At 41.6% G+C, this 19,270-nt stretch carries 19 protein-coding genes; 16 read left to right on the forward strand and 3 right to left on the reverse strand.

Annotated elements, in window-relative coordinates:
- Positions 1 to 31: 31 nt before the first annotated feature.
- The gene (locus AB1F57_RS02850; RefSeq protein WP_367986058.1) at positions 32 to 361 is read right to left on the reverse strand and encodes a putative quinol monooxygenase; all 330 of its coding nucleotides are present in this window, start codon (positions 359 to 361) and stop codon (positions 32 to 34) included.
- 115 nt (positions 362 to 476) lie between these two features.
- Positions 477 to 1,400: an AraC family transcriptional regulator gene (locus AB1F57_RS02855; protein WP_167786069.1), complete on the reverse strand. Its 924-nt coding sequence runs from the start codon at positions 1,398 to 1,400 to the stop codon at positions 477 to 479.
- A gap of 109 nt (positions 1,401 to 1,509) precedes the next feature.
- Here AB1F57_RS02855 and AB1F57_RS02860 point away from each other — a divergent pair, with 109 nt between their 5' ends.
- The 4 genes from AB1F57_RS02860 (at position 1,510) to AB1F57_RS02875 (ending at position 5,647) form a co-directional block, all read left to right on the forward strand.
- Complete coding sequence (locus AB1F57_RS02860) at positions 1,510 to 2,991, forward strand: family 1 glycosylhydrolase (RefSeq protein ID WP_167786068.1); 1,482 nt, start codon at positions 1,510 to 1,512, stop codon at positions 2,989 to 2,991.
- A 343-nt stretch (positions 2,992 to 3,334) separates the two neighbouring features.
- Positions 3,335 to 4,768 carry a 6-phospho-beta-glucosidase gene (locus AB1F57_RS02865; RefSeq protein WP_167786067.1) on the forward strand — a complete coding sequence of 478 codons (1,434 nt, stop codon included), beginning with the start codon at positions 3,335 to 3,337 and terminating at the stop codon, positions 4,766 to 4,768.
- A 71-nt stretch (positions 4,769 to 4,839) separates the two neighbouring features.
- Positions 4,840 to 5,079 carry a SemiSWEET transporter gene (locus AB1F57_RS02870; RefSeq protein ID WP_167786066.1) on the forward strand — a complete coding sequence of 80 codons (240 nt, stop codon included), beginning with the start codon at positions 4,840 to 4,842 and terminating at the stop codon, positions 5,077 to 5,079.
- 226 nt (positions 5,080 to 5,305) lie between these two features.
- Complete coding sequence (locus AB1F57_RS02875) at positions 5,306 to 5,647, forward strand: hypothetical protein (protein WP_245169987.1); 342 nt, start codon at positions 5,306 to 5,308, stop codon at positions 5,645 to 5,647.
- Positions 5,648 to 5,712: 65 nt separating this feature from the next.
- Here AB1F57_RS02875 and AB1F57_RS02880 read toward each other — a convergent pair.
- Positions 5,713 to 6,968 (reverse strand): ISL3 family transposase gene (locus tag AB1F57_RS02880; protein ID WP_167785830.1). Its coding sequence is split into 2 segments (ribosomal slippage): positions 5,713 to 6,443 and positions 6,443 to 6,968, totalling 1,257 coding nucleotides; the frame shifts between segments, so codons are not numbered across the junction.
- 281 nt (positions 6,969 to 7,249) lie between these two features.
- Between AB1F57_RS02880 and AB1F57_RS02885 the strand changes: the two genes are divergently transcribed.
- From AB1F57_RS02885 to AB1F57_RS02940, 12 genes are all read left to right on the forward strand, one after another.
- The gene (locus tag AB1F57_RS02885; protein ID WP_024380438.1) at positions 7,250 to 7,564 is read left to right on the forward strand and encodes a PTS cellobiose transporter subunit IIB; all 315 of its coding nucleotides are present in this window, start codon (positions 7,250 to 7,252) and stop codon (positions 7,562 to 7,564) included.
- A 46-nt stretch (positions 7,565 to 7,610) separates the two neighbouring features.
- A complete protein-coding gene (locus AB1F57_RS02890; protein ID WP_167786065.1) occupies positions 7,611 to 9,584 on the forward strand; it encodes a PRD domain-containing protein in 1,974 nt (657 codons plus the stop codon).
- A gap of 10 nt (positions 9,585 to 9,594) precedes the next feature.
- Positions 9,595 to 9,909 (forward strand): PTS cellobiose transporter subunit IIA, encoded by a 315-nt coding sequence (locus AB1F57_RS02895; protein ID WP_167786064.1) that lies wholly within the window; start codon positions 9,595 to 9,597, stop codon positions 9,907 to 9,909.
- A 14-nt stretch (positions 9,910 to 9,923) separates the two neighbouring features.
- Positions 9,924 to 10,436, forward strand: coding sequence for a hypothetical protein (locus AB1F57_RS02900; protein ID WP_167786063.1), 513 nt, complete (start codon positions 9,924 to 9,926; stop codon positions 10,434 to 10,436).
- A 19-nt stretch (positions 10,437 to 10,455) separates the two neighbouring features.
- The gene (celB, locus tag AB1F57_RS02905; RefSeq protein WP_167786062.1) at positions 10,456 to 11,805 is read left to right on the forward strand and encodes a PTS cellobiose transporter subunit IIC; all 1,350 of its coding nucleotides are present in this window, start codon (positions 10,456 to 10,458) and stop codon (positions 11,803 to 11,805) included.
- A gap of 426 nt (positions 11,806 to 12,231) precedes the next feature.
- On the forward strand, positions 12,232 to 13,698 hold the full coding sequence (locus AB1F57_RS02910; protein ID WP_167786061.1) for a 6-phospho-beta-glucosidase: 1,467 nt from the start codon (positions 12,232 to 12,234) through the stop codon (positions 13,696 to 13,698).
- 8 nt (positions 13,699 to 13,706) lie between these two features.
- On the forward strand, positions 13,707 to 14,309 hold the full coding sequence (locus tag AB1F57_RS02915) for a histidine phosphatase family protein (RefSeq protein WP_367986060.1): 603 nt from the start codon (positions 13,707 to 13,709) through the stop codon (positions 14,307 to 14,309).
- An 11-nt stretch (positions 14,310 to 14,320) separates the two neighbouring features.
- Entirely contained in the window at positions 14,321 to 14,938 is a 618-nt protein-coding gene (locus AB1F57_RS02920; RefSeq protein WP_167786059.1) for a histidine phosphatase family protein, read from the forward strand.
- Positions 14,935 to 16,371: a 6-phospho-beta-glucosidase gene (locus AB1F57_RS02925; protein WP_367986061.1), complete on the forward strand. Its 1,437-nt coding sequence runs from the start codon at positions 14,935 to 14,937 to the stop codon at positions 16,369 to 16,371. The genes AB1F57_RS02920 and AB1F57_RS02925 overlap by 4 nt, the downstream gene beginning before the upstream one ends.
- A gap of 87 nt (positions 16,372 to 16,458) precedes the next feature.
- A complete protein-coding gene (locus tag AB1F57_RS02930) occupies positions 16,459 to 17,448 on the forward strand; it encodes a lipoate--protein ligase (RefSeq protein WP_105110864.1) in 990 nt (329 codons plus the stop codon).
- Positions 17,449 to 17,597: 149 nt separating this feature from the next.
- Positions 17,598 to 18,446, forward strand: coding sequence for an S-adenosyl-l-methionine hydroxide adenosyltransferase family protein (locus AB1F57_RS02935; RefSeq protein WP_105110865.1), 849 nt, complete (start codon positions 17,598 to 17,600; stop codon positions 18,444 to 18,446).
- A gap of 24 nt (positions 18,447 to 18,470) precedes the next feature.
- Complete coding sequence (locus tag AB1F57_RS02940; RefSeq protein ID WP_167786057.1) at positions 18,471 to 19,022, forward strand: ECF-type riboflavin transporter substrate-binding protein; 552 nt, start codon at positions 18,471 to 18,473, stop codon at positions 19,020 to 19,022.
- Positions 19,023 to 19,270: the final 248 nt, after the last annotated feature.

Below are 19,270 nucleotides of genomic sequence, written 5' to 3' on the forward strand. Positions count from 1 at the left end.
GGGACTAGAAATTAGTCCCTACTCGATTTTGTTAGCGTTGAAGAAAATCCTTATCTTGCTCAGGAATGCCTGCTTCATCACTTTTATAGCGTTCAGCGGTGACAGTCAGCTGGTACTTACTTCGCAAGTCTAGGATTTCCTGCATCATTGGAGAAGCATGGTGGATGTCCAATGCAGCTTGGTCTGTCCAGCTATCAACCAAGAGGATTGAATGAGGATCATCGAGCGGTGCAAAGTATTGATAACGTGTGTTTCCTGCCTGGATCCGAATGCGGTCAGCAATTCCAGAAGACTCCATTTCCTGAGTAAAAGCCAGGGCAGAACCGTTTTTACCAGTATAGTAAAGGTGCATAGTGATCATAGTAGTCTCCTTTTACTCCATGAAAATCAAATTCAGACTAGGCGACGAAGATGCAGATAGAACTTGGGTTCATCAAGGTAAGTCAACAACGTCTGGGTTTGATTTTCGAAGAGTATTATTTATCTAATGGGGCGATGCCAGTATAGGCGCGATTTTTCAGTAATTGCTTGCGGTAGCTGCTAGGGGTGGTATGGTAGTACTGCTTGAACTGGCGGTTGAAGTTGGACAGGTTATTAAAGCCAACTTCGGTCGCAATTTCAAGCACAGGTTTGAGAGTGTTTGTCAGGAGCTCGGTAGCTGCCCGCAGTCTGACTTGGATGATAAATTCCATACAGGAAGTTCCTGTTTGTTGCTTGAAGATTGTCATAAAATGGGTTTTTGTATAGCCCATTTGCTCTGCTAGCTGCTCGATGGTGAGATTTTCTGCATAATGTTGTTGGATGTATTCAATCAACAACCGCAGTTTTTCATTTTTCCGATACATATCATCGGTATTTTTCCGGACAATGTAGCGGTAGCGGTAGAGCAAGTAGAAGAAGTCAAAGAGTCGGCTCTTGAGAGGTAGCTCAAAGTACGGTGGCTGGTGTCTGACCAACTCAAAAATGGTGAGCAGGCATTGTCGAATCTCTGCGTAGCCAGGGTCTTGGGGCTGGATGCGTGGAATACACTTGAAAACATCTGTCTGTAAGGGTTGTAGGTAGAGCATACTGGTCTGATCTAGGTGAGATGCCCCCAGCATATCCAAGTGAAAGAGTAGGGTATCCGTTTCATGTCCCCGTTGTTCAATCGGATGGATGGAATGCGCAGCATTGGGTCGAATCAGGATAATATCACCAGCTTCACTATTGAAATAATCATAGTCGATATGGTAACGGGCTGTCCCTCCGTAAACATAGTTGATTTCAAATTCATTATGCCAATGAAAGAGAATGTCAGGAATGCCATCCATGACACAGGTATGGTAATACTTGTAGGGTAACAAACGACTATCGTAGTCAATGGTGTGCTTAAACTGTTTATCCGTTAATGGCGGTTGCATACTTTCCTCCTTTTCGTAGGATAGTATCATTATAGCATATTATTTGAGAAGAAAAGGGTTTCAAATCTGTTTATACTATATTTGTTAGAAAAAATAAGGGAGAAGAAACATGTCGCGTTTTCCAAAAAATTTCCTCTGGGGAGGAGCTATCGCAGCCAACCAGGCAGAAGGTGCCTATAATGTGGACGGACGGGGTTTAGTCCAGACAGACGTTACAACAGGAGGAACTGTCAACAGCCCCCGCTATACAACCTACATTGATAAGGACGGCAAGCCAGGTAAGTATGCTTCAATGGGGCATATGGGAGGTCATTTGCCAGAAGGGGCGACCTATGCCGTCCTAGAAGACCACTATTATCCAAACCACAAGGCTGTGGACTTCTACCACCGCTATAAAGAAGATATCAAGCTCTTCGCAGAAATGGGTTACTCTGTTTTCCGCTTGTCAATTTCATGGGCACGGATTTTCCCCAATGGTGATGATGCAGAGCCAAACCAAGCAGGTCTTGATTTCTATCGTTCTGTCTTTGAAGAATGCCGCAAATATGGCATTGAGCCATTGGTTTCCATTTGGCACTTCGATACACCTTTGAGCTTGGAGCAACGCTATGGTGGTTGGACCAATCGTAAGTTGATTGATTTCTATGTCCGCTATGCTGAGACAATTTTTAACGAATATAAGGGGTTGGTGAAATATTGGATTACCTTTAACGAGATTAACAACACGATCATGTTTTTGGATATGTTTAGTGAACCAAAGGATTCTGATTATCAAGATGCCTACCAACACTTACATCACCAGTTTGTTGCCTCTGCCAAGGCTGTAAAATTAGGACATCAGATTGATCCGAACTATCGATTCGGAAACATGATTTGTGGCATCACCTTCTACCCAGGAACCTGTGACCCTGCGGATATTTTAGAAAATCAACACAAATGGGAACAGAATATTTTCTATTGTAGTGATGCTCAAGCCAAAGGTCGCTATGGTTCCTATGCAAACAGATTGTGGAAGGAACACAATGTTGTATTGCAAATGGAAGAGGGAGACCTAGAAATCCTTGCTAAAGGGAAAGTGGATATGTATACCTTCTCTTACTATATGTCAACCGTTGTCACCACTCACCAGTCAGATGATACAGTATCAGGCAACTTCTCTGCAGGTGCCAAAAACCCTTACTTGACTTACTCTGACTGGGGCTGGGCACACGATCCGTCTGGACTCCAATACTACCTTGAAAAAATGTACGACCGCTATGAAATTCCACTCATGGTTGTGGAAAATGGCTTGGGAGCTTTTGATACAGTGGAAGAAGATGGCTCGATCCATGATGATTACCGCATCGATTACCACCGTTCCCATGTCAATGCTATGGCAGCTGCTATTGCCAACGGCGTAGACTTGATTGCCTACACCACTTGGGGCTGTATTGACCTCGTGTCAGCAGGAACAGGCGAAATGCGGAAACGCTACGGCTTTATCTACGTCGATATGGATGATGCTGGAAATGGAACACTTGACCGAACACCAAAAGATTCATTCTACTGGTACAAGAAAGTCATTGCTAGCAATGGTGAAGATGTCGAATAAGGAAGGCGGCGAAGTGCCGTCTTTCTTTGGAGAGAGCAGAGGATAAATTGATAGAGTACTAGTTGTAGCAGTCTACCAGTTGAATTATAGTCATTTGAATTATCTTTGATATATCGTCACTTTCGGCTTGCCGTACTCTAGTACTGCCTACGCCTCAGTTCCTTGTCTGAAAGCTAATTCATTCGACTATAACAGTGTATAGGTGATGCCAGACTAATTTTTTCAATGGAAGCAGGCGCGATTTGTCCATCAGCTATTTCCTTACTGTTACGGAAAAAACTGCAGTGGTTATTTTTGTAACCGTTTGCTAAACTAATAACTATAAAATATACAGGAGGCAACTATGTCTAAATTACCTAAGAATTTTTTATGGGGTGGAGCAGTAGCTGCTCACCAACTTGAAGGTGGCTGGCAAGAAGGTGGAAAAGGAATTTCTGTAGCAGATGTGATGACTGCAGGAAGACACGGGGTACCTAGAGAAATTACAGCTGGTGTATTAGAAGGAAAATATTATCCTAATCATGAAGCGATTGATTTCTATCACCGCTACAAAGAAGATATTGCACTCTTTGCAGAGATGGGCTTCAAGTGTTTCCGTACCTCGATTGCGTGGACACGTATTTTTCCAAAAGGAGATGAATTAGAGCCAAATGAGGAAGGACTTCAGTTCTATGACGACCTCTTTGATGAGTGTTTGAAACATGGGATTGAGCCAGTGGTTACCCTCTCCCACTTTGAACTCCCTTTCCATCTTGTGACAGAGTACGGTGGATTTAAAAATCGAAAACTGATTGATTTCTTTGTTCGCTTTGCTGAAACTTGTTTCAAACGCTACAAGGATAAGGTCAAATATTGGATGACCTTTAATGAAATTAATAACCAAGCCAACTACCAGAGTGACTTTGCTCCTTTTACTAATTCAGGCTTGGTTTACAAAGAAGACGATAATCGGGAAGCGATAATGTATCAGGCAGCCCACTATGAATTGGTTGCATCAGCCCGTGCTGTAAAAGTAGGCCATGCCATTAATCCAGATTTTCAAATTGGCTGTATGATCGCCATGTGCCCGATTTACCCAGCAACCTGTAAACCTTCAGATATCCTGATGGCTCAAAAAGCGATGCAAAAACGGTACTATTTTGCGGATGTCCATGTTCATGGATTTTATCCAGAACACATTTTCAAATACTGGGAACGCAAAGACATCGCTATTGATATCACAGACCAAGACAAGGCGGATTTGCTAGAGGGAACAGTTGACTACATCGGTCTATCTTACTATATGAGCTTTGCCATCAGCTCTCATCGCGCCAACAATCCGCACTATGACTATTTGGAGTCAGAAGATTTGGTAAGAAATGAATATGTGAAAGCGTCAGATTGGGACTGGCAGATTGACCCAGAAGGCCTGCGGTACTCTCTAAACTGGTTAACGGATATGTATCATTTACCTCTATTTATCGTTGAGAATGGTTTCGGAGCTATCGATCAGTTAGAAGAAGATGGCATGGTCCATGATGATTACCGAATTGATTACCTAGCAGCCCATATCATTGAGATGAAGAAAGCAGTAGCTGAGGATGGAGTGGACTTAATCGGCTACACTCCATGGGGCTGTATTGACCTAGTGTCAGCAGGGACAGGTGAAATGCGCAAACGCTACGGCTTTATCTATGTTGATAAGGATGATGAAGGCAATGGAAGCTATGCCCGTTCTCCAAAACGCTCATTTGCATGGTATAAAAATGTCATCGCAACAAATGGTGAGGAAGTTTAATGGAAAGACCTTTGTAGTGTTATAGCTACATAGGTCTTCATTTATGTTTCTTATATTAAAGGAGAAATTATATGGTCGGTTTTATTGCAGCTTGCTTAACTACTTTTGGATTTATTCCTCAGGTAATCAAAGTTGTCAAGACAAAGGATACGGAGTCAATCTCACTAGGGATGTATGTCATGTCTGTGACAGGGATGTCTCTCTGGTTATTCCATGGTATTATCCAAGGAGATATAGCTCTCATTATTGCTAATAGCGTATCTGTAACATTAGCAGGCATTATTTTGGTTTATAAATTAATCTACAAATAATATACTATTCTATCAATAAAAAATGTGTATAAAAAAGTGAAAAAGTTTTTGAAAGCGCTTGACTTTTTCTGTAAAAGGAATATAATAGTGACAAATAAAGGTTGAAAGTGTGAGTGTTATGTTATTTGTTCCACTTTTTTTAAGATTTAATCTTTTTAAGCCACCAAGATAAGCAGGTTCATTAGTTGCATATAGCTAAAACGTATTTATTTTTGAAAAGAGGTTTATGATGGAATATGCAGTTGAAATAGTTGTCATTGTAGTTGTTATGGCTGTTCTGGTTTATTTATTAATTAATATGTGGAAATTCATAGCGACTTCAGCTGGTCAGAAGGGCAGTGCCACACTCTACTTTGTAAGGTTTAAGGGGGTAAATCCGCCAGACTTAGCAAATAGTAGTGTCTTTAATCGGGTCGCCAAAATCCAACGTGCTAAAGGGGATACCTATCAAGTCACCTCAACAGTCAATGATGTGAAACTGAGGGACTTGATTATGGATGAGTTCCAGCTCAAATCTTCCGAGGTTGTCGTTTACTATCCTCCTCATTTTTTCTTTCATATATCATAGCCAGCAACTCTTCGGAGTTGCTGTTTTTTTTGGCTCTTTGTCAACTGTAGTGGGTAGATGAAAAGCTAACACCTAGAGAGGACGAACTTCGTTCTCTCTTTCTTTATGTTCAAAGCAATCAAAATTCGTTTTTTAAAGTTTTCAAAGTTCCTGAAACCAAAGGCATTTCTCTTAATGACTTTGATGAGATTATTGGTAGCTTCCAGTTTGGCGTTGGAATAAGGCAATTCTAGGGCATTCAAAACCTTGTCTTTATCCTTTAGAAATGTCTTAAATACCGTCTGGAAAATAGGATTAACAGTGGCTATTTCCTGTTCGATGAGACTGAAGAAATGATCTGAGTTTTTCTCTTGGAAATGGAACAAGAGAAATTGATAGAGTTGATAGTGTTGTCGTAGTTCCTCTGAAAAAGACAGTAGTTTTTCTAGGATTTCCTTATTAGTCAAATGCATGCGAAACATAGGGCGATAAAATCGTTTATCATTGATTTTACGGCTATCTTGTTGTATCAATTTCCAGTAGCGTTTCAAAGCACGGTATTCGTGCGATTTTCTGTCGAATTGATTCATAATTTGAATACGGACACGGTTCATAGCACGGCTAAGGTGTTGTACGATATGAAAGCGATCAAGGACGATTTTGGCATGCGGAAAAAGCTGTTTAGCCAATTGGTAGTATGGGCTATACATGTCCATAGTGATGACTTTAACGCGGTTTCTAACCTTTCTAGGATAGCGTAGAAAGTGGTTTCGGATGGTTGCTTGAGTTCTTCCGTCAAGGATAGTAATGACGTTTAGGAGTTGAAATCTTGTGCGATAAAGCTCATCTTCCCCTTCTTAAAGCCATATTCATCCCAGCTCATCACCTCAGGTAAGATATTCCAATCTGTTTCAAACTTGAACTCATTAAGCTTTCGACTAACTGATGATGTTGAGATAGATAGCCTGTGTGCAATATGTGTCATTGCTTGATTTTCGATGAGTAACTGGGCGATTTTCTGGTTAACAGCGACAGAGATTTGGTGGTTCTTCTTGACAAGAGGAGTTTCAGCGACAGCCATTTTTCCGCAATCTTTACACTTGAACCGACGCTTTTTAAGGCGGATGAGGAGTGGATAACCAGCAGTTTCTAGGTAGGGGATTTTGGAGGCTTTTTGGAAATCGTATTTAGCCATTTGTCCCTTACAAGAAGGACATTTAGGGGCTGTGTAATCCAAGTGACCATGTAGTTCTAAGTGAGTTCCCATATCATATTCATCAGTGATAAGGATATTTTTGTCTTTAATTCTGAGAAAATTTGTGATAAAATTTAGTTGTTCCATATGAGCCTTTCTAATGTGAGTTTGGTTGCTTTTCATTATAGGTCATATGGGACTTTTTGTATATACTTAAAAAGCTCCATAATCTCCACGGTGGTTTTACCCACTACAGAAATTATAGAGCCTTTTTTTTTTGGTTTCTGGAGAGAAGCGGAAAAAAGGTTTATATGAGTAGCGAATTTTCCGTAGTGGTAAGGAAATACTTCCTATGGAAAATGTAAGCGCGTTCAATTATAATAAAATCATAACATAAGTAAATAATAAAACAGATGGAGGAAAATCCTATGGCAAAAGCTTTGATTATCTGTGCAGGAGGCATGTCCTCTTCACTTATTGCGAAAAAAACACAAACTCTTTTGGAAGAACAAGGGCATACAGTAGAAATGAATGCTGTCGGTGTTCCAGAAGGTGGCAAAAAAATAAATGCGGCAGAGTATGACTTGTACTTGATTAGCCCGCAGACAAAAATGCATTTTAAGCAATTTGAAGAAGCAGGTAAGAAGGTAGGGAAGCCAGTTGTCCAAATTCCACCTCAAGCCTATATCCCAATTCCGATGGGGATTGAAAAAATGGCAAAATTGGTCTTGGATAATATCTAGTTCTTTGCTATCATAGATGGTATATTGATTTGAAAAGAGGCTAGTTATGCTAAATACTAAGGAAAAAATGATATTACAGTATCTTTATCAGCACCAGAATGGTTTTTCAACCAGTAAAGTATTGGCAGAGCATCTTTCTTATACGGATCGTACCATCCGAACCTATATCAAAAAACTGATTTCCGAAATATCCGAGGAAGAAGCAGGGTTCACCATTTTATCCAAACAGGGTTATGGTTACCAGCTCAACATTAGTGATGAAGAGAAATACCATCGTTTCTTATCTGAAAACCAACTAGTTTTTGGGATGGATTATAGCGATGCGGAAAATCGTTACAAGCAAATTCTGAACAAACTGATATTTGAAGAAGAATGTATCTTATTTGATGATTTGGCGGATCAGCTCTTCGTCAGCCGGTCAACCCTATCTCATGATTTCAAGCATATTAGGGAGCAACTTGCCTCTTATGGTTTGACTATCGAAAGTAAGCCCTATCGGGGGGTCTATGTGGTAGGTGAAGAGAGACAAAAACGTCATTTCATCATGGACTATTTCTTTAGTGAACATTTTTATCAGAATATCCATCATTTTTTGACTAATGATAATAGTCTGGCATTACCCCTATCTTTTGAAGAATTAACCATAGTGGTTTTAGATGAATGTCGCGATAGTCAATTAAATCTTTCGGATTATATTATTCAAAATTTAGTTATTCATCTAGGATTAGCTATTCAACGCTATCAAAAAGGCTTTAAAATTTCTCCTGTTACCATTGATAAGAAAAGATACGCTAAAGAATTGGCGGTAGCTACAAAGATTGCTAGACGGTTGTCGAATCGACTGGAACCAAAAAATATGATTCCTGACGAGGAGGTAGCCTATATCGCTCTGCATTTGATTTCAAAAACACAGTTGGAGGCGGAAAAGTCCTCGGATCGTCTCTTATTGCGGCAAGCGCTTTTTGAAGTTTTAGGACGTTATGATGATGCATATGGCTACCAGTTTTCACATGACTTTTCCTTGATAGAGGGATTGTTAACTCATTTGGAGGTGCTTAGAGAGCGACTGCAACACAACCTCCATATTGATAACCCCTTGCTAGAAGATATCAAAACAACCTACCATGATATCTTTAATTTGACGCAATCCTTGATGGCGGAACTTTCAGTCTTTCACTCCTATACCTTGTCCGAGGCAGAAATTGCCTATGTAGCGCTACACTTGATGGCTTCATTGGAACGCCAAAAGGAAAAATACAAGCTAAATGTTCTAGTTATCTGTGCAACAGGCTATGGTAGTGCTCAGATGCTAAAGAATAGGATTAAAAATGAACTTGGGCAACAGGTATCCATCGCAGATGTCATTGGTTACTATGACTTAGATAATCAAAAGTTGCAGGGCATAGATGTGATTATGTCAACTATTGACTTATCAGGGTTGGTCTTTAAGATACCTGTTATCACTGTCAGTGTCTTTTTGACGGATCAGGAAGTCAAGGAAGTCAAAAAACGTTTGGAAAACTTGAGACCAACCCTCCAACAGCCATCAGTAGTGAAATTAGAAACTAGCTTGGAGAAATATTTTGATTATTACTTCTCAGAACAACGATTTTTAGTCCTTGAGTCAGCTGAAAAAGAAAATCTACTAAAGCAAATGATTTCGCAGTTGGAGAACGATGGTCTAGAAAATCAGCAGGAGTTTTACAAGTTAATTGAGGCTCGTGAACGCTTGAGTACATTAGTGTTTGACAAAGATATAGCTGTTCCTCATCCCTTAAAACCAGTTAGTGAAAAACATACGATTTCTGTTGCGGTTATAAAGGATGGCCTAGATTGGGAAGAAGGCTATGACAAGATTCGATTGGTTTTCTTGGTTAGTCCATCTGTATATTCAAATGAAGGTCTATCAACCATTACCAATCGGCTGGTTGATTTGGTAGATTTGCCAGATGTTAAGGAAAGTTTAGTTGCATCTCCTGATTTTGAAACATTTAAGCATATTTTTTTACAAAGAGAATAGAAGGTGACATATGAATACGGAAGAATTACAAATGGCTGCTTTTGGGATTATCCTGAGTAGTGGCAATGCGAGGACTATTGTTCACGAAGCTTTCGCTGCTATGCGAGAGGGTAACTATGATAAGGCAGAAGAACTGTTGGAAGCTGCTAATGCAGATATGCTTGAAGCCCACCATGCACAAACGGGTCTCTTGCAAGAATATGCAAGTGGTACTGAAGTGAAGGTGGAGATTATTATGGTTCATGCGCAGGATCACTTGATGACAACGATGACCTTGCGTGAGGTAGCGTTTGAAATGCTAGCCTTGTATCGTAAAGTGGGTTAGAAAGAGGATATGGGATGAGTAAGGAAATGACAAGTAAACAGCTACAGAAAACACCTGAGCAATTAAAACAGGAAGCGAAACGCAAAAGCCAGCTCTTTAATCGCTATATGCTGTTTCGCTATAGTTTAGCTGCTTTCTTCTTTGCAAATCTCTACTGGTTTCTGGTTCAATTATTTCAACCAAGCCTCTATCTTATCCTACCCTTGTTTATGCTGATTGCAATAGTCCTTGCGACGGCAGAACAATTTAAGTTGTATAGTGCTAAAGAGCCTCGATTGACAAAGACGGAATTGGTGTTAAAGGCTCAGGCTATCCTGCAAGGATTGACGGTGGTTTTGGTAATCCTTGGTCAGACCTCAACACTCTTTCCAACTTTTTCAAACCATACCTCGGCCATGATTTTTATCATTGGCTTACAGCTACTTGGTTTTGCTTTAGTTGCTCTCAATATGAAACGGTTGGAGCAGGTAAAACAAAATACCGACAAATACTATCTACGTTTTCAAATAATTGAAAAACATCTTTAATATTTTAGGAGGTCTTCTCATGGAAGAACAAAAAGGTTTCTTTGGTCTCTTGGATAAATACCTAATGGGTCCAATGGGCAAATTGGCATCATACAAAGTTGTACGTGCCATCACAGCAGCTGGTATGGCAGCTGTACCATTTACGATTGTCGGTTCAATGTTCTTGGTATTCAGCATTTTACCTCAAGCATTTTCATTCTGGCCAATTGTTGCAGATATTTTTGCAGCATCTTTTGACAAATTTACACCACTTTACATGGTTGCTAATACAGCTACCATGGGAACACTCTCACTTTACTTTGCTCTTGCCATTGGGTATGAGTTGACTAAAATTTACGCTGAAGAAGAAGAGCTTAATCTAACGCCACTCAATGGAGCTCTTTTGTCACTCTTTGCTTTCATTATGACTGTTCCACAGATCGTCTTTGAAAAAGGAGCTATGTCAGCAGTTAGCTCACTTAAAGAAGGAGCAGTTGTTGTTGATGGCTGGGCAATGGGTGGCGGTGTATCACGATTTGGTACAACTGGTATCTTTACAGCGATTATTATGGCTGTTGCAGCTGTTCTTTTGTACCGTATGTGTGTGAAAAAGAACTGGGTTATTAAAATGCCTGACTCAGTACCAGAAGGTGTATCGCGTGGTTTTACTGCCTTGATTCCATCATTTGTAGTAGCCTTCTTTGTGATTTTCTTGAACGGAGCATTGGTTGCGCTCGGGACAGATATTTTTAAAGTCATTGCAATTCCTTTTGGATTTGTAGGTAATTTGACAAATACATGGATTGGTCTTGTTATTATTTATTTACTTACACAAGCCCTTTGGATAGTAGGTATCCATGGAGCAAATATTATCTTTGCATTTGTTAGTCCAATTGCTCTTGCCAATATGTCACTAAACGCAGCAGGTGAGCGTATGATTGTAGCTGGTGAGTTCTCAAATATGTTTGTTATCGCTGGTGGTTCTGGTGCAACTCTTGGTCTCTGTATCTGGCTTGCAACACGTGCTCGTTCAGAACAGTTGAGTGCTATCGGGAAAGCTTCAATCGTTCCAGGGATCTTTAATATCAACGAACCATTGATCTTTGGTTTGCCAATCATCTATAACCCAGCGCTTGCAATTCCATTCATGCTTGCCCCAATTGCCTCTATGACAGTTTATTACTTCTCTATGAAGTTGAATCTCATCAACGCAGTTGTTGCTCAAGTACCATGGCCAACTCCAGTTGGTATCGGAGCCTTCCTTGGAACAGCTGACTGGCGTGCGATTGTTGTTTCACTTGTCTGTGCAGTTGTTGCCTTCCTTGTGTACTACCCATTCATTCGTGCATATGACAAACAGCTCCTCAAAGAAGAAGCAGCAAATGCTTAAGCTGGAGAAACTCCTTGACTTCTTTTAAGTTCAAGGAGTTTTTTACATAAAAAATGGAAAAATACTGATTAGTTTGGATAAATATCGTAAGATAGTATTATATTTGCTATCTCTTATTCCAGACTAGTGGGAGTATGCGGTTGGACAAGAGAAAAGGAATTTCGGCAGTTAAATTGGTGCAAAAATGACTATCAACATCCGAATTTATTTAGATACAAATGATTTATCTACTTCTACCAATATCGGTAGAAAATCTTATCCTTTTTCCAAATTTGAGGTAGAAACACTCTCCGTTTTTTAAAAATCAGTCTGATTTTAAACTAGCTTATATCATAGGATAGTATTGATTTGCCATATTATCCTGTAGGAATGATGGGAGGAGTTCTGCTATTATAATAGTATTAATATCAGAAGGAGTATTATGCAATGACAAAACAATTTCCAAAAGGATTTCTTTGGGGCGGTGCGACAGCGGCCAACCAATATGAAGGTGGTTGGAATTTGGGAGGTCGTGGTCCAGCCACTTCCGATACCTATATAGCGGTTGATCCAGATAAGCGGAAGGATATGAGCCACTTTGGTAAGCCTGTTTCGCGGGCTGATGTGGAATTTGCTTTGGCAGATCAAGAAGGGCTCTACCCAAAACGTTGGGGTTCTGATTTCTATCATCGCTACAAGGAAGACATCGCCCTCTTTGCAGAAATGGGCTTCAAGACCTTCCGCTTGTCGATTGCCTGGTCTCGTATTTTTCCAAAAGGAGACGAGTTAGAACCGAATGAAGAAGGACTGGCCTTTTATGATGCAGTCTTCGATGAGCTGAATAAATATGGTATCGAGCCACTGGTGACCCTATCCCACTATGAATTTCCTCTTCATCTTGCTCTGGAATACGGCGGCTGGAAAAACCGTAAGGTCATAGAGTTCTTTGTTCGCTATGCCGAGACAGTATTCAAACGCTATCAGGGTAAAGTTAAGTATTGGCTGACTTTTAATGAGATCAATATTTTGGGCATGGTTGGTTATCTATCAGGCGGTCTTCTCTTTGAAGACGGAAAGAATGACCTAGAAGCCATGTACCAAGCAGTTCACCATCAGTTTATCGCTTCTAGTTTGGCAACAAAAGCTGCCCATGAGATTGACCCAGAAAACAAGGTTGGTTGCATGCTGGCACGGATGGAGAACTATGCAGCCACCTGCAATCCAGACGATGTCTTGGCGGCCTTGAAAAAAGACCAGGAAAATCTCTTCTATACAGATGTGCAGGTGCGTGGAGCCTACCCAAGTTATATGAAACGCTTCTTCAAAGAAAACAATATCCAGGTCGTGTTCGAGCCGGGAGACGAAGCGATTTTGAAACAATATCCTGTTGATTTCATGAGTTTTTCTTACTATATGACATCCATCACTCGTGTTCTTCCAGACAAGGACAAGGCAACGGCAGGTAATTTGATGTTAGGAGAGGCCAATCCTTATCTGGAAGCGTCGGACTGGGGCTGGCAGATTGACCCTGTCGGACTTCGTATCACCCTCAACAAGCTCTATGACCGTTACCAAGTTCCCCTCTTCATTGTAGAAAATGGTCTGGGAGCCTTGGATAAGGTTGAGGCAGACGGCAGTATTGAGGACGGCTACCGTATTGCCTACCTGGAAAAACACATCCAGCAAATGTATGAAGCCATTGAAGACGGTGTGGAACTCATGGGCTATACCCCTTGGGGCTGTATCGACCTGGTTTCTGCTTCAACCAGTGAAATGTCCAAACGCTACGGCTTTATCTATGTGGATGCGGACGATCAAGGAAAGGGCAGTTTTGACCGATCACGGAAGGCATCATTCTACTGGTATAAAGATGTCATTGCCAGCAATGGAGCCAATGTATTGACAGAAAAATAGGAGGTCTTATGACAAAAAAGATTTATCTCATGCGTCATGGTGAAACTCTCTTTAATACGCAAAAACGAGTGCAGGGTTGGTCGGATTCTCCCTTGACAGAACGTGGTATCGCTCAGGCCCAAGCCGTTGGTCAGTATTTTAAGGAGCAGGGAATCGTCTTTACCAGTGCCTATTCTTCCACGCAAGAGAGGGCTACTGATACACTAAAATTAGTCACGGATGCTCCCTACCAACAGCTCAAAGGGCTCAAGGAGATGAACTTCGGGATTTTCGAAGCCAGAGAGGAAGAATTGCTTCCCAAGCACCGTCCTGGAGCTCGTTCCTTTGAAGACCTCTTGGTGCCATTTGGAGGCGAGGACATTCGAGCAGTTGGAAGTCGTGTCAAAGAGGCGATTCTCTCTGTCGCGGAAAGCGATTCAGCTGATCCAATCCTCATGGTCAGTCATGGTGCAGCCATTTGGGGATTGGTGCAGGTTTTGGAGGTCACCTTCCCACCAGGCGTCTTCCTGCCCAACTGTGCCATTTGCCAGCTGACTGTTGAAAATGAGCAAATAAGATTTGAAAAACTGATTGATTCCGCACATGATTTTAAGGTTTATGACTTTAAGTAAGGAGGTTTAGTATGAACTATCTTTACTTGATGCGTCATGGACAGACACGGTTCAACCTCCAAGGACGGATTCAAGGTGCTTGCGATTCTCCTCTGACAGATGAAGGAAAGGAACAAGCACGGGCTGCTGGTCGGTATTTTCAAGAGCAGGCTATCTCTTTTGAAAAGATTTATTCTTCCACTCAAGAACGGGCCTGTGATACGGCAGAATTGGTTACAGGGAGGACGGACTATGTCCGCTTGAAAGGATTGAAAGAACAGGATTTCGGAGCTTTCGAGGGTCAACAGGAATACCTCAATCCTCCCTTACAGGGAGACATTGGCTACGGTGATTATTTTGTCACCTTTGGAGGCGAATCCTATCGAGATGTCCGAAAGCGTATGGAAGAAACCATTGGGGGCATTATGGAAGAAGCGGACAATCAATCTGTTTTAGTAGTTAGCCATGGAGCCGCCATTGCCCAATTTTTCAGACAGGTATTGACAGATTTTCCGCGAGTACGGATGCGGAACTGTGCCATACTGACTTTTACTTATGAAGACGGTCACTACGATTTGCAAAGCATTGTGGATCCCGTTAACAAAGAAACTCTTTATCAAAAAGAAGGACAGGAAAAGGAGAAAAGATGACAAGAAAAGTATTTCCAGAAGGATTTTTATGGGGTGGTGCTACAGCTGCCAACCAATGTGAAGGAGCTTACGATGTAGACGGACGTGGCCTTGCCAACGTTGATGTTGTGCCGATTGGCGAAGACCGTGGACCAATTATCACAGGTCGCAAAAAAATGTTTGACTTTGAGGATGGTTATTTCTATCCGGCTAAAGAGTCTATCGACATGTACCATCATTTCAAGGAAGATATTGCCCTCTTTGGCGAAATGGGCTTTAAGACTTATCGTCTTTCTATCGCTTGGACACGGATTTTCCCTAAGGGAGATGAGTTAGAGCCAAATGAAAAAGGCTTGCAGTTCTACGAAGATCTCTTCAAGGAATGTCACAAATACGGGATTGAGCCTTTGGTGACCATTACTCATTTTGACTGTCCGATGCATTTGATTGAGCACTATGGTGGCTGGCGCAATCGCAAGATGCTGGAATTCTACGAACGCCTTTGCCGTACTCTCTTCACACGCTATAAGGGCTTGGTTAAATATTGGTTGACCTTTAATGAAATCAATATGATTCTTCATGCGCCATTTATGGGGGCAGGTCTGTATTTTGAAGAAGGTGAAAATGTAGAAGAGGTCAAATACCAAGCGGCCCACCATGAGTTAGTGGCTTCAGCTATTGCGACCAAGCTTGCCCATGAAATCGACCCAGAAAACAAGGTAGGCTGTATGTTGGCGGCGGGTCAATATTATCCAAATGCTTGTCATCCGCGCGATGTCTGGGCGGCTATTAACCAGGACCGTGAAAATTATTTCTTCATTGATGTACAAGCGCGTGGGGAATACCCAAATTATGCCAAGAAGCATTTTGAACGCGAAAACTTGAATATCGTGATGACAGAGGAAGATTTGACCCTTTTGAAAGATTATACAGTTGATTTCATTTCCTTCTCTTATTATTCAAGCCGTGTGGCATCTGGTGACCCAGAAGTCAATGAAAAGACAGCTGGTAACATCTTTGCCTCTATCAAAAACCCATATCTGGATGCCTCAGAGTGGGGCTGGCAGATTGACCCACTTGGCTTCCGTATCACGATCAACTCTATCTGGGATCGCTATCAGAAGCCAATGTTCGTTGTGGAAAATGGTCTGGGCGCTGTCGATACGCCGGATGAAAACGGCTATGTGGCAGACGACTACCGGATTGATTACCTCCGCAAGCACGTTGAAGCCATGCGTGATGCCATTGTTGAGGATGGCGTAGAATTGCTGGGCTACACAACTTGGGGCTGTATTGACCTGGTGTCTGCAGGTACCGGTGAAATGAAAAAACGCTACGGCTTTATATACGTAGATCGTGACAATGAAGGTAATGGAACACTCAAGCGTTCTAAGAAAAAATCATTCGACTGGTACAAGAAGGTTATCGCCAGCAACGGTGCCGATATTGATTAATATAAAACAAGCCTCGCGCTTGTTTTTTGTTATCGTTTCCAATATAATAAAAGGTAGTTAACAATTTATAAAATCAAGGAGTCTAGCATGAAATACATTGTAAATAACAGTAACAATCCTGCTTACAATATCGCTCTCGAAGCCTATGCCTTCAAGGAATTGACCGATATTGATGAAATCTTTATTCTCTGGATCAATGAGCCTGCCATTATCATCGGTAAGCATCAGAATGCTATTCAAGAAATTAACAAAGAGTACACAGATGAAAACGGCATTCATGTTGTTCGTCGTTTGTCAGGTGGTGGCGCGGTTTACCACGACCTCAACAACCTCAACTACACCATTATTTCCAATAAGTCTGAAGAAGGTGCTTTTGACTTCAAAACCTTCTCCAAACCTGTGATTGATACTCTTGCGACACTAGGTGTTGAGGCGAATTTTACCGGCCGTAACGACCTTGAGATTGATGGGAAGAAAATCTGTGGAAATGCCCAAGCCTATGCTAAAGGTCGTATGATGCACCACGGCTGTCTCCTCTTTGACGTGGATATGACCGTCCTTGCCAATGCGCTCAAAGTTTCCAAGGACAAGATTGAGTCTAAAGGGGTTAAATCTGTCCGTGCGCGAGTGACCAATATCAATGATGAATTACCAGAAAAAATGACTGTTCTGGAGTTCAAGGATGCCATCCTCAACCAAATGAAGAAGGAATATCCAGATATGGACGAGTATGTCCTGACTGACGAGGACTTGGCTCGTATCCAAGAAATCCATGATACCCAATTTGGTACTTGGGACTGGAATTTCGGTCAAACGCCTGAGTACACTGTGGAGCGCAACGTTCGCTACCCAGCAGGTAAAATCACAACCTATGTGAAAACGGAGAAATCTGTTATCGAAAATATCAAGATTTATGGTGACTTCTTTGGTATCGGAGATGTTTCGGATATTGAGAAATTGCTGATTGGTACACGCTACGAATATGCGGACGTCCTTGCCAAGTTGCAAGAAATCGATACCACGCATTACTTCTCGCGCATGACGACAGAAGAAGTGGCTAAGGCTATTGTAGCCTAAGGAATAAGGAACTTGGGTGTATTTTTAATCAGACACTCAGGCTCCTTTTCTTGTTATAGTTAAAACTTATAACAGAGCTTAAAAATTACCTATTGGATTCTTGAAGTGTTTTTTGTTATCATAGAACAGTATCAAATCTAGGAGAACTTATGTCTAATAATTTACTTGTTTTACAATCGGATTTTGGTCTTGTTGACGGAGCGGTTTCAGCCATGATTGGTGTAGCCCTCCAGGAATCACGTGACCTTGTGGTTCACAATTTGACCCACGATATCACCCCTTACAATATTTTTGAGGGCTCTTACCGCCTCTTCCAGACAGTGGAATACTGGCCAGAAGGCACTACTTTTGTATCGGTTGTTGATCCAGGTGTTGGCTCCAAGCGTAAGAGCGTGGTGGCATTGACCGAGCAAAATCACTATATCGTTACCCCTGACAACGGTACTCTGTCTTTCATCAAGAAGCACGTTGGTATCAAGGCAGTACGCGAGATTTCTGAAGTAGCCAATCGCAGAGCTAATACCGAGCATTCCTATACTTTCCATGGTCGCGATGTCTATGCTTATACCGGTGCTAAGTTGGCATCTGGGCATATCACTTTTGAAGAAGTGGGGCCAGAACTGCGAGTAGAAGACGTTGTTGAAATTCCAACCGTTCCAACAGAACTTGGACAAGACTTTGTCAAGGGCGCCATCGACATTCTCGATGTTCGCTTCGGTTCTCTTTGGACCTCGATTACCCGTGAGGAGTTCTATACCCTCAACCCGCAGTTTGAAGACCGCTTTGAGGTGACCATTTACAACAACGATATGCTGGTCTACCAAAACCAAGTGACCTATGGCAAGTCCTTTGCGGATGTCCGCATCGGTCAGCCACTCTTGTATATCAATTCCCTCTACCGTGTTGGTCTTGCTATCAACCAGGGTTCATTTGCCAAGGCCTACAACGTTGGTGTCGGTCAAAACTGGCATATTGAAATCAAACGCATTGTTAACTAAACATATTTTTTAAGGAGATTTAGGATGAAAAATAATTCTATCAAAACAGTTGTCGCAACCGGTATTGGTGCAGCCCTCTTTGTGGTAATTGGGATTTTAATCAGCATTCCGACACTCGTTGTACCAAATACTTCGATTCAGCTTCAGTATGCTGTCCAATCCCTCTTTTCTGTTATCTTTGGTCCAGTTGTTGGTTTCTTGGTCGGCTTTATCGGTCATGCTTTCAAGGATGCATTGCAGTATGGTTCACCATGGTGGTCATGGGTTTTGGCATCAGGTGTATTTGGTTTAGTGCTTGGTTTTGCCAAAAATCGTCTTCGTGTCCAAGAGGGAATTTTCGAGAAAAAAGATATTCTTTCCTTCAACCTTTTCCAAATTATTGCTAACGTAGTAGCTTGGGGAGTAGTTGCACCTGTTTTGGATATCCTGGTTTATAGCGAGCCTGCAAATAAGGTTTTTGCGCAAGGCTTGGTTGCTGGTATTGTGAATGGGCTGACAGTGGCTATCGCAGGAACAATTTTGGTGGCCGTTTATACCAAATCACAAACTCAAACTGGAAGTTTGTCAAAAGATTAAGAAATGTGCCTGAGAAGAGATTCTCAGGTATTTTTCTGTTATAGCTTCAAAACATAATAACATGCAAATAGTCCTACCATCGGAGCAGCTTGGGAAATTGCAGGCATTGAGGGAAGAATTATCAGACCAATAGTTTCAATCAAGATTTTTGTATTTCTGCCGGATTCGGGGTATAATTTTACAGACTGTGTTATTGAAAAATAGCAGAGCTTCGAGCTGGTCAAATCGCTTGATTAGCGCTAATCTAT

The sequence above is a fragment of the Streptococcus nasisuis genome (genome assembly GCF_040836615.1).
In the GTDB taxonomy this organism is placed as follows: Bacteria; Bacillota; Bacilli; order Lactobacillales; family Streptococcaceae; genus Streptococcus; species Streptococcus suis_V.